The following is a 10,044-nucleotide window of genomic DNA, read 5'->3' as shown; positions in this document are numbered from 1 at the left end:
CCGTCGCCGCTAGCCGGGGCGGGGGCGGGGCCCTGCGCGCCCGCCCGGCCGCCCGCGCCCGCGCCCGGCCCGCGGCGCGCGGCCCCGCGCGGGGCCGTTCTCGACGCGTGCGCTACATTTTGCCGGTCCTTGACCACCGATCCCCACGATCGCGACCCTCCGGAGCCGGCACCTCATGAGCGACATCGTCAACGGCCTCGGCCGGGCCGCCGCCTACGGCGCCCTCGGCGTGGTCCTGCTGATCCTGGGGATCGTGCTGGTGGATCTGCTGACCCCCGGCAAGCTCGGACGGCAGATCTGGGAGGACCGGAACCGCAACGCCGCGACGCTGCTCAGCTCGGCGCTCCTGGGCGTCGGCGGCATCGTCTTCACCTCGATCTGGACGACGTACGACGACTTCGGCAAGGGGCTCGTGTCGACGGCCGCGTTCGGTCTTCTCGGCCTGGTGATGATGGCGGTGGCCTTCCTCGTCGTCGACCTGGTCACGCCGGGGAAGCTGGGCGCCACGCTCGTCGACCCCGAACCCCACCCGGCGGTCTGGGTGACGGCCTCCTGCAACCTCGCGGTCTCGGCGGTCGTCTCCGCGTCGATCGCCTGATCCCCGTCCCGCGTCCGGCCCTTCAGGAGTCCAGGGGCTCCACGGGCTCCACCTCCAGGAAGCGGCGGCCGCGCGGCCCCTTGTAGAGGAGGGCGTCCCAGCCGAGCCGCGCCAGGACCGGCACGCACGCCCCGAGCGCCGCCGCCTCCTCCTGGGCCGCGCCCGCCCCGGGCGCGCCGAGCCACTCGACCACGGCCGTGCCCGGCCGCTCCCCCGCCGTGACGCGGTACCCGGTGGAGAGCCGCGCCCCGGAGGGGTCCAGGGACGAGGGCGTGACCCCGCCGGACTCCAGGGCGAGGGCCACCGCCCGGACCGGCCGGCCGCGCTCCCATGCGGCGGGCACGGTCCTCGGGTCGCCGCCCCGGCGCAGGGTCAGCCGTCTGATCTGGAGCAGCCCCTCGACGGCCGCGCGGATCTCCCGCGACCGCTGATCGGACCCGTCCGGGGGCAGCGGCGGCCCGTCGCCCGTGGCCGCCTCGAACACGCCCGGGCCGCTCCCCGCGCCGGTCGTCACAGCAGCCGCCGGATGTCGCCGCGCACCCGGTAGAACCCGCCGGCCGCCGGATGCAGGGCGTCCACCACGTACCGCGCGCCGGGCTGCCGGATCGCGCGCGGGAACTGCACGTTCCACGCGGAGTCGTAGCCCTGCGAGACGACGCGCACCCGGGTCCTGCCCGCCTCGGTCACGCACTCCACGACCACCGAACCGGCCGGGGCGTCGCTGACGGCGGCCACGGCGGCCACGGTCGTCGCCGGCTCGTACACCGGCAGGGCGGCGGCGAGCTTGATGTCACGGGCGACCGGGACGGTGCCGCCCTGAGCGGCCTCGATCGCCGCCTCGCCGGCGTCCACGCAGACGAGGGAGCCGTCGGTGGTCACCAGGTAGAGGCGCTCGTCGCGGTACTGCATGGAGAGCGCCGAGCCGCCGCCGGTGCCGAGCTTCCAGAGCCGGGTGCCGTCCTCGGCGAAGCAGTAGACCGAGGAGGACGAGTCACCCGCGAAGACGAACCGGCCGCCGGGCGAGGTGGCGCAGGAGTACACCGGGCTGTCGCAGGAGTACACCGCCTCCACGCGCCCGTCCTTCTTCGCGAGCCGCTGCACCTTCTTGCGGGACGTGCCCGCGTACACCGCGGTGTCCTCCTGCCAGCCGAAGAGGACGCCGCCCTCGGTCGCCGTGTGCCACAGCTCGCCGCCGCCGTCCGGCGCGTGGGCGGCGACGCCCCGGGTGTCGCCGTAGTAGACGGCGTCCCCGTCGGCGCGGACCATCCAGGCGTGCTCGCCCGCGCCGGAGCGCGCCCACTGGTGCTCGTCCTCGTGGTCGATGACGGTGAGCCGGCCGGAGCGGTCGGCGACGTTCAGGACGCCCTCGTGGATGTCGAGCCAGAAGATGTCGACGTCGGTGGCGATGTCGTACGCGGCGAACGGAAGCTTGGACGACAGGTCGTACACCTTGCCGTCGTCGCAGCCCGCGTAGATCCAGAAGTCGTCGGCGACCAGGCACTTGACGCCGTCCGGCAGGCTGAAGCGGGCCTGGACCTCGCCGGCGCGGTCGAGCGTGAACACGTCCCCCGCCTGGTTTCCGACCCAGCAGCGCTCCTCGTCGACGTGGATGCCGAAGGCGGCCGAACCGGTGCGGAAGCGCCACAGGACGGGGGCGACGGCCCGCGCGGTGGAGGGCGCCGAGGTGACCTCGCGGCGGGTCACGGGCCGCGCGGCGCGCTGCCCCGGGACCGCCGGGGCGTATCCCTTGCGGACCTTCTCGCCGATCTTCTTCGCCGCGGCGGCCTGGGCCTTCGCCGCCGTCGGGAACGCGGAGCGCTGGGTCTGGCCGTCCGAGCCGATCCGGCCGTAACGGACCGACACCGCCAGGCCCTCGACGGTCACTTCGTAGAACTTGTGGGCACCGCCGCCGTCCTGCGACAGCTCCAGATAGGTCGTCGTCATGGTGAAAACGGTAGGGGCCACCACTGACAACGGCCTGCGGTGAGGTCCTGGCCGAGGGACCAAGGGCCCGGACGATCGGGACCTTCGTCGCGGCATTCCGGACATTCACCCCTGTGATCATGGTGCATGAAGATCATCCGACGAGCCGTCACCCCACGAACGGCCGGAAGGGCCTCATGACCGAGCTGCAGAAACGGCCCCTGCCCGTCCGCGTCCGCCGGCACCCGGACGGCATACCGATGAACGACCTCTTCCGGCCCGCCCCGTCCCGGCCCGCCCCGACGCCGCCCCCTACCCCGCGCCGTACGGGCGGGGAGACGACAGGTTCCCCCGCCGCGTCCGTCCCCCCGCCCCATCGGCCGGCGCCCGACGAACCCGACCTGACGGAGCGTCCCGGCCCCGCCCTCTCCGGCTGGGTCGCCGTCGTCACCGGCCTCACCGCACTCGCGGGCGTCGCGTCCGTCCTCTGGCGGCTCCGTCCGCTGCGCACGGCCGAGCCGGCGCCGTGGCAGTGGGCCGCGCTCGCCGGCTGCGTCGTCGTCGCCGTCGTCTCCTTCGGCGGCCTGACCCGGGGCCGGACCGGATCCGCCTGGGTGCTCTCGCTCTTCGGCCGCTACCGGGGCAGCGTCCGGCGCACCGGTCTCGTCTGGATCAGCCCCTTCGTCCTGCGCCGCCGGATCGACGTACGGCTGCGGCACTGGCGCGGCGAGCCGATCGCCGTGGTCGACGCGGAGGGTTCGGCGCTGCGTGTGGTCGTGCTGGTCGTGTGGTCGGTGCGGGACACCGCCCGCGCGCTGCTCACGGTCGACGACCACCTCGGCTATCTGCGCGAGCAGGTGGAGGCGGCGACCGCGCGCGTGCTCTCGCAGCTGCCGGCGGACGCCTTCCGGGGCGGGGCGCCGACCCTGCGGGACGCCGAGGCGGTCGGCGACGCCCTGACCCGGATGCTCGCGGCCGAGTGCCGGCCGGTCGGCATCGCCGTCTTCTCCGCGCAGCCCACCCGGATCGAGTACGCGCCCGAGGTCGCCGCCGCCATGCGCCGTCGGCAGATCGCCGTCCTCGACGCCAAGCACCGGGACTCCGTCCTGACGGGTGTGATCGACGCCGTGGACGACACGGTCACGCGGCTGACCACGCGGGGGCTCGTCGAGCTGGACGACTTCGAACGCCAGGCCCTGGTCAAGGATCTGACCGTGGCCTTCTACACCCGGAGCGGCGGCCCGGCCGCACCGGACGAGGAGTGACGACGACCATGGACCCGAGCAACCGCAGCACCTGGTTCGACGTGCCCTCCTTCGCCGACGAGACGCCCCGGGACTGCGCGTGCGCGGGCTGCGCGGACGCGGCCCGCTCCCTCCGGACCCCGGGGGTGCGGCGCGCCCGGCACGGGGTGCGCCACGCGGTCGTCGCGACCGTCGGCGTGGTCGCCCTGACCGGCGCGGGCGCCGGCACGGCCGCCGCCGGACCGGCCCCCGCGCACGCCGGCTGGGACGGCTCGAAGTACTGGTTCCGGAACGAGGCGGGCGAGTGGCGGTGGACCGTCCACCACGCCACGTACCAGAAGCGCACCGCCGCCTCCGGGGGCGCCGAGCGCACGCGGGAACCCGTCTTCCACGGCCTTCGGGGCTGGGACCCGCAGTGCCGCGTCTACTGGTATCCGTCGCACGGTCACTGGTACTGGACCGGTCACGCCTCGACGTACGAGCAGCGGACGGGCCGCCCCGCGCGGCCGTCCACTCCCGCGCCACCCGCCTCGCGGGGCTGGACGGCACCGGTCTCCTCGTACGTCTTCACGGGCCACTACGGACAGCGGGGCTCCTGGTCGAAGGGCTACCACACGGGGCAGGACTTCGCGGTGCCGTCGGGCACGGCCGTCCGGGCGGTGGGTCCGGGCCGGGTGGTGACGGCCGGGTACGGCCGCTCGTACGGCTACGAGGTGGTGATCCGTCATCCGGACGGCCGCCACACCCAGTACGCCCACCTCTCCCGCATCGACGTGAGGCCCGGGCAGAGCGTGTCGGGCGGGCAGCGGATCGCGCGGTCGGGGGCGACCGGGCGGGTGACGGGTCCGCACCTGCACTTCGAGGTGCGGACCACGCCGTACTTCGGCTCGGACGTGAACCCGCTGGCCTATCTGCGGAGCCACGGAGTCTCCCTGTAGGTCCGCGGCGTCCCGCGGGCCGGTCAGGCCTCGACCGCCCTCCGGTCCGTCGTCGCCTGCCGGTTCTCCTCGATCGTGATCCGGCCCTTGCGGATCGTGGCCAGGCGGGGGGCCCGGCGGGCGACGGCGCTGTCGTGCGTGACCATCACGAACGTGAGCCTGTGCTCCTCGCAGAGCCCTTCGAGCAGGTCCACGATCTCGTCGCGCATCGACTCGTCGAGATTGCCGGTGGGTTCGTCGGCGAGCAGCACCTTCGGCCGCTTGACCAGGGCACGCGCGATGGCCACGCGCTGCTGCTGGCCGCCGGAGAGTTCGGACGGCAGGTGTCCGAGGCGCTCGCCGAGCCCGACCGACTCCAGGGCCTCGGCGGCCCGGGTGCGGCGCTCCGCGGTCCTGACGCCGAGCGGGACGAGCGCGGTCTCCACGTTCTCCTGGGCGGTGAGCGTGGGGATGAGGTTGAAGCTCTGGAAGACGAAGCCGATGCTCTGGCCGCGCACGGCCGTCAGCCGCCGCTCGGAGAGCGAGGCCAGGTCGGTGCCGTCCAGCAGGACCCGGCCCGAGGTGGGCCGGTCGAGGCCGCCGAGCATCTGGAGGAGGGTCGACTTGCCGCCGCCCGTGGGGCCCTGGATGACGAGCCGGTCCCCCTGGTCGAGGGTGAGGTCGATCCCGTCGAGCGCGTCGACTCTCTTCTGTCCCCGCCGGTACTGCTTGGTGACGCCGATGAGTTCGTACATGGTGGGACTCCTGTGGTGCGTGGGTGTGGGTTCGGGCGGTCGGCTACTCGACGCGCCGCAGCGCGTCGGCGGGGCGCAGCCGCGAGGCGCGCCAGGCGCCGAAGGCGCCCGCGACGAGTCCGCCGCCGAGGGCGAGGAGGACGGCGAGACCCACGGTGGTGACGCCGACGGGGGCGGTGAGGGCGATGTCGACCGTCTTGCCGACCGCCGTACGGGCTCCGCCGGGGCCGCCGCCGAAGCCCATGCCGCCACCGCGTCCGCCGCCGAACACCCCTCCGGTCGAGCCGAGTTCGGCGGTCAGGGTCGGGCTCGCGGCGGTGACGGCGTACGCTCCGGCGAGTCCGACCGCGATGCCGAGGACGCCGCCGATGACACCGTTGACGAGGGCCTCGCCGACGACCTGGCGGGTGACCCGGCCGCTCTTCCAGCCGAGGGCCTTGAGGGTGCCGAACTCGCGGACGCGGCGGCCGACGGCGGCGGAGGTGAGGAGTCCGGCGACGAGGACGGCGGCGAGCAGCACGGCGTACGAGAGCCACGTGCCGACGTGGGAGGCGAGGTCGGCGGCCGTGTCGAGGGAGCCGGAGACCGTCTGCGCGAGGTCGGCGGAGGTGGTGACGGTGGTGCCGGAGACGTTCTTCTGGATGGCGGTCTTGACCGCGTCGATGCGCGTCGAGTCGGTCGCCTTCACGTAGATCGTGGTGACCTTGCCGGCCGAGCCGGAGAGCGTCTGCGCCTGCCTGAGGGGCAGGTAGACCTGGGCGGCGGACTGCCCGCTGTCGGCGGTCGCGATGCCGATGATCTCGAACTTCACTCCCTTGACGGTCAGTTCGTCACCGACGGAGAGGTCCTTCTGCTGCGCGTAGGCGCTGTCGACGACGGCGGCCTTGGCATCGGTCTCGGTGGTCCTGAAGGTGCGGCCCGTGGAGACGGTGGAGGTGGTGAGGGGCCCGAGGCCGGGGGCGGTGACGTCGGTGCCGTAGATGGTGAAGGAGTCGACGTCGAAGGCCGCGCCCCCGCCGGTCACGGTGTCGCCGGGGCCGCCGGTCCCGCCGCCCGGGCCGCCGCGCTGGGTCTGGCCGCCCTGGCCGCGCTGGATCTCACCGCGCTTGAACTCGCCGTTGATCTTCAGATCGACGAGGCTCAGTCCGCCGACGGCCTGGTCGACGCCCTGATGCTTCGCGACCGTGCCGACGGTGGAGTCGGCGAGGGTCTGGAAGCCCTGGACCATCAGCCGGTCGCTGCTCTGCTCCTTGCCGTCCTCCTTGCCCTGGAACTCGAACCGGGGCCGCTGCGGCTGCGCGCCGGCCTCGGGCCGCTCCTGCGCCTTCGTCACCGTCAGGTCCGTACCGAGGCCGTAGAGGGATTCCAGGACCTTGCCCTGGGCGCGACTCATGCCGGAGGAGACGGAGTTGACGACGATGACCAGCGCGATGCCGAGCGCGAGCCCGGAGGCGACGACGAGCGCCGCCTTTCTGCGACGGCGCAGTTCGCGCCGGAGGTAGGTGAAGAACATGGGCGCGAAACTAGGCGCGGGAGGTGATGACGGGATAAGGCGCGCGTGAGAGCGGGATGAGACCGGCGGGCGGGGACGCGGACGGGTCGGCAGCGTCGGGCCGGTCGGGCGCTCGACCGCTCGGCGGCGCGTGCGCCGGACCCTCAGCCGGTCGGCAGCACGTACGCCGGACCTCGGCCGCTCGGCAGTGCGTACGCCGGAACCTCAGCCGGTCGGCGGTGCCCACCCGAAACCCTCAGCCGGTCGGCGCGTACCCGAGGCCCTCAGCCGGTCGGCGGTGCGTACGCCAGGGGGTCGGCCAGGACGTCGTGGAGGATCAGGGCCGCCGCGCCGCGCGAGGCGTCCGTGGCGGCGGAGGCCGGACGCAGGCGCGCCGCGTCCGGGGTCCAGAGCCCGGAGACGACCCGGGCGGAGAGCTCCTCGGCGAGGGCGGGTGTCAGCCAGGCCATCAGCTGCGGGTAGATGCCGCCGAGGACGACGGCCTCGGGGTCGAGGAGGTTCACGGCGCCGGACAGGGCGCGGCCGAGCATCCGGCCCGCCTCGGCGAGCGCGGCGAGGACCCGCGGCTCCCCGGACGCGGCACGGCGTACGAGGTCGGGGACGCCGGTGGCGTCCGCCGAGGCGAGGAGGGCGGCCTGGCCGGCGTACTGCTCCAGGCAGCCCCGGGAGCCGCAGCGGCAGCGCGGGCCGCCGGCGTCGACGACGAGGTGTCCGATCTCGCCGGCGAAGCCGTGCGCGCCGCGCAGGAGTTCGCCGTGGACGACGATCGCGCCGCCGACGCCGATCTCCCCCGTGACGTGCAGGAAGGTGCGGATCTCACCGAGGGATCCGGACCACAGCTCGGCGAGGGCCGCCATGTTGGCCTCGTTGTCGGAGGTGAGGGCGAGACCGGCGGTGGCGGGGCGCCGTGCGGCGAGGGCCTTGCCGAAGAGGGCTTCGGCGGGGACCTCGTTCCATCCGAGGTTGGGGGCCTGCCGGACCGTCCCGTCGCGGACGAGCCCGGGGAGCGCGAGTCCGGCGCCGGCCGCGGCGAGGCCCGCCGCGGCGGCCTCGTCCAGGGCCTCGGCGGCGATGCGGGCGGCGCGGGCGAGGACGTCGGCGGCGGGGGCCGCACGGTTGTCGAGGCGCTCGGTGCGGCGGACGCGGTCGGTGCCGGTCAGGTCGACGACGCGGACGGTGACGTAGTCGACGTTGATCTCGACTCCGGCGCCGGCGGGTCCGGTGTCGGTCGGTGTCAGCACGGTGCCCGGCCGTCCCGCCTGGCCGCTGAACGTCTTCCCCTTCTCGACGAGGAAGCCGAGGTCGAGCAGCTGCTCGACGAGGGAGGAGACGGCGGGCCGGGTGAGCCCGACGCGGGCCGCGACGGCGGCCCGGGTCGTCTCGCCGGCCTCGTGGACGGTCCGCAGGACGAGGCTCAGGTTGTGCCTCCGCACTCCCGACTTGTCGGCCTTGGGTCCTGTGGGCTGGTTCATGGTGAGCGAGAGCCTAGTCGCCCCCTTCGCTCCCATGAAAACAGTTCGGTGACCGAACTCTTCTGCGCTACGCTCCGGCCATGACGCTTCCGCGCGACTACCGCGGCCAGACCTGCGCCCTCGCCCGCTCGATGGAGATCGTCGGCGAGCGGTGGACGCTACTGATCCTGCGCGACGCCTTCTACGGGGTCCGCAGGTTCGGCGAGTTCGCCGCGCATCTGGGCGTCCCCCGGGCCGTCCTCACCGACCGGCTCGCCACCCTCACCGAGGCCGGCGTGCTCGCGCGCCGCCCCGGTGACGGCACGGGCCGCCGCGAGGTCTACGGGCTCACGGACAAGGGGGTCGCGCTCTGGCCGGCCGTCCGCGCGCTCACCGCCTGGGGCGAGGAGTTCTACGCGGCGGCCGGCGGCCCGCGACGGGTCTTCCTGCACGCCGCGGACGAGGACCGGGTCGCACCGGACGGGCTGTGCGCGGGCTGCGGCGCGGCCGTGCCCGTCCAGGACCTGCTGGTCGCCCCCGGCCCGGGACTCGCCCCCTCGGCCCCGGACGACGACCCGGTGACGGCGGCGCTCGCCCGACCGCACCGGCTGCTCACCCCGCTGCTCTCCACCGCGCCCTCGGGGCGCTCCACGAAGGGTTCATCCTGATGAAGATCCTGGTCGTCGGCGCCGGTGCCACCGGTGGCTACTTCGGCGCCCTGCTCGCCCGCGCCGGCGAGGACGTCACCTTCCTGGTCCGCCCGGCCCGTGCGGCGGCGCTGCGCGAGCGCGGGCTGCGGGTCGTGGGCCGGGACGGGGAATGGACGGTGGAGCCCAGGCTCGTCACGGCCGGCGAGCTGCGCGAGCCGTACGACCTCGTGCTGCTGTCCGTGAAGTCCACCGGCCTCGACCGGGCGATCGAGGACGTGGCGCCCGCCGTCGGACCGGACACGGCGGTCGTACCGCTCCTCAACGGCCTCGCCCACATCGACGTCCTCAACGCCCGCTTCGGCGCGCGGGCCGTGCTCGGCGGCGTCGCCAAGGTGGTCACCACCCTCGACGACGCGGGCGACATCCGCCGGCTCGCCCCGCTGGCCCATCTGGCCTTCGGCGAGCAGGACGTTCCCGCCGGGACGGTGTCCGCGCGCGTGGGGCGGATCCGCGAGGTCCTGGAGGGCGCGGGGATCGACGCGCCGGTACCGGCCGACGTCCTCACGGCGATGTGGCACAAGTGGGTGTTCATCACGACGTTCGGCGCGGTGACGAGCCTGATGCGCGGCACGGTGGGCGAGGTGTACGACGCGGAGGGCGGTCCGGCCCTGGGCCCGGCGGTGCTCGACGAGGCCGCCGCGGTCGCGGCGGCGGCCGGACACCCCGTACCGGAGGAGGAGCGGGCGGCGACGCTGGCCGTGGTGTCCGCGCCGGGTTCGCCGATGGTGCCGTCCCTCTACCGCGATCTGGTGGCGGGCCGCCCCACCGAGGTCGAGCACCTCTTCGGCGACCTGACGGCGCGGGCGCGCGCCCTCGGTGTGGCGACCCCGCTCCTCGACCTGGCGACCCTGCACCTGCGCGTCCACCAGCGCCGGGCCGCCGACGCCTGAGACGTCGACACCTGGGACGGCGGCGGGGAAGAGGTACCGGAGG

The 10,044-nt window shown here is 74.6% G+C and carries 10 protein-coding genes; 5 read left to right on the top strand and 5 right to left on the bottom strand.

The window, feature by feature from the left end:
• Window positions 1-175 precede the first annotated feature (175 nt).
• Entirely contained in the window at window positions 176-598 is a 423-nt protein-coding gene (locus ACFV2S_RS20545) for a DUF350 domain-containing protein (protein ID WP_385560831.1), read from the top strand.
• A 22-nt stretch (window positions 599-620) separates the two neighbouring features.
• Here ACFV2S_RS20545 and ACFV2S_RS20540 read toward each other — a convergent pair whose 3' ends face one another.
• Window positions 621-1,082, bottom strand: coding sequence for a hypothetical protein (locus ACFV2S_RS20540; protein ID WP_385560829.1), 462 nt, complete (start codon window positions 1,080-1,082; stop codon window positions 621-623).
• Window positions 1,083-1,108: 26 nt separating this feature from the next.
• Entirely contained in the window at window positions 1,109-2,542 is a 1,434-nt protein-coding gene (locus tag ACFV2S_RS20535; RefSeq protein WP_385560826.1) for a WGR domain-containing protein, read from the bottom strand.
• Between the two features lie 176 nt (window positions 2,543-2,718).
• On the opposite strand from ACFV2S_RS20535, the gene ACFV2S_RS20530 reads away from it, so the two are divergent.
• Window positions 2,719-3,786, top strand: coding sequence for an SPFH domain-containing protein (locus tag ACFV2S_RS20530; RefSeq protein WP_385560823.1), 1,068 nt, complete (start codon window positions 2,719-2,721; stop codon window positions 3,784-3,786).
• A gap of 8 nt (window positions 3,787-3,794) precedes the next feature.
• Complete coding sequence (locus ACFV2S_RS20525; RefSeq protein WP_385560820.1) at window positions 3,795-4,703, top strand: M23 family metallopeptidase; 909 nt, start codon at window positions 3,795-3,797, stop codon at window positions 4,701-4,703.
• Window positions 4,704-4,726: 23 nt separating this feature from the next.
• On the opposite strand, the gene ACFV2S_RS20520 is transcribed toward ACFV2S_RS20525, so the two are convergent.
• The 3 genes from ACFV2S_RS20520 to ACFV2S_RS20510 all read right to left on the bottom strand — a co-directional run bounded on the left by ACFV2S_RS20520 (window position 4,727) and on the right by ACFV2S_RS20510 (window position 8,422).
• A complete protein-coding gene (locus ACFV2S_RS20520; RefSeq protein WP_385560817.1) occupies window positions 4,727-5,437 on the bottom strand; it encodes an ABC transporter ATP-binding protein in 711 nt (236 codons plus the stop codon).
• A gap of 43 nt (window positions 5,438-5,480) precedes the next feature.
• Window positions 5,481-6,950, bottom strand: coding sequence for an ABC transporter permease (locus ACFV2S_RS20515; protein ID WP_385560814.1), 1,470 nt, complete (start codon window positions 6,948-6,950; stop codon window positions 5,481-5,483).
• Between the two features lie 263 nt (window positions 6,951-7,213).
• Complete coding sequence (locus ACFV2S_RS20510) at window positions 7,214-8,422, bottom strand: ROK family protein (protein ID WP_385560812.1); 1,209 nt, start codon at window positions 8,420-8,422, stop codon at window positions 7,214-7,216.
• A gap of 80 nt (window positions 8,423-8,502) precedes the next feature.
• On the opposite strand from ACFV2S_RS20510, the gene ACFV2S_RS20505 reads away from it, so the two are divergent.
• Together ACFV2S_RS20505 and ACFV2S_RS20500 are read left to right on the top strand one after the other, a co-directional pair.
• Window positions 8,503-9,069 carry a winged helix-turn-helix transcriptional regulator gene (locus ACFV2S_RS20505; protein ID WP_383787371.1) on the top strand — a complete coding sequence of 189 codons (567 nt, stop codon included), beginning with the start codon at window positions 8,503-8,505 and terminating at the stop codon, window positions 9,067-9,069.
• Complete coding sequence (locus ACFV2S_RS20500; RefSeq protein ID WP_385560808.1) at window positions 9,069-10,001, top strand: ketopantoate reductase family protein; 933 nt, start codon at window positions 9,069-9,071, stop codon at window positions 9,999-10,001. Before ACFV2S_RS20505 ends, ACFV2S_RS20500 begins: the two co-directional genes overlap by 1 nt.
• Window positions 10,002-10,044 lie beyond the last annotated feature (43 nt).

Origin of the sequence: Streptomyces sp. NPDC059695 (assembly GCF_042733785.1) — a bacterium.
In the GTDB taxonomy this organism is placed as follows: domain Bacteria; phylum Actinomycetota; class Actinomycetes; order Streptomycetales; family Streptomycetaceae; genus Streptomyces.
This window is presented reverse-complemented; position numbering and strand designations above follow the sequence as displayed.

Bases quoted from the DNA above. Each gene is read 5' to 3' on its own strand.
- ACFV2S_RS20545 (WP_385560831.1), top strand. From the start codon at position 176: ATGAGCGACATCGTCAACGGCCTCGGCCGGGCCGCCGCCTACGGCGCC.
- ACFV2S_RS20535 (WP_385560826.1), bottom strand. From the start codon at position 2,542: ATGACGACGACCTATCTGGAGCTGTCGCAGGACGGCGGCGGTGCCCAC.
- ACFV2S_RS20530 (WP_385560823.1), top strand. From the start codon at position 2,719: ATGACCGAGCTGCAGAAACGGCCCCTGCCCGTCCGCGTCCGCCGGCAC.
- ACFV2S_RS20525 (WP_385560820.1), top strand. From the start codon at position 3,795: ATGGACCCGAGCAACCGCAGCACCTGGTTCGACGTGCCCTCCTTCGCC.
- ACFV2S_RS20520 (WP_385560817.1), bottom strand. From the start codon at position 5,437: ATGTACGAACTCATCGGCGTCACCAAGCAGTACCGGCGGGGACAGAAG.
- ACFV2S_RS20515 (WP_385560814.1), bottom strand. From the start codon at position 6,950: ATGTTCTTCACCTACCTCCGGCGCGAACTGCGCCGTCGCAGAAAGGCG.
- ACFV2S_RS20510 (WP_385560812.1), bottom strand. From the start codon at position 8,422: ATGAACCAGCCCACAGGACCCAAGGCCGACAAGTCGGGAGTGCGGAGG.
- ACFV2S_RS20505 (WP_383787371.1), top strand. From the start codon at position 8,503: ATGACGCTTCCGCGCGACTACCGCGGCCAGACCTGCGCCCTCGCCCGC.
- ACFV2S_RS20500 (WP_385560808.1), top strand. From the start codon at position 9,069: ATGAAGATCCTGGTCGTCGGCGCCGGTGCCACCGGTGGCTACTTCGGC.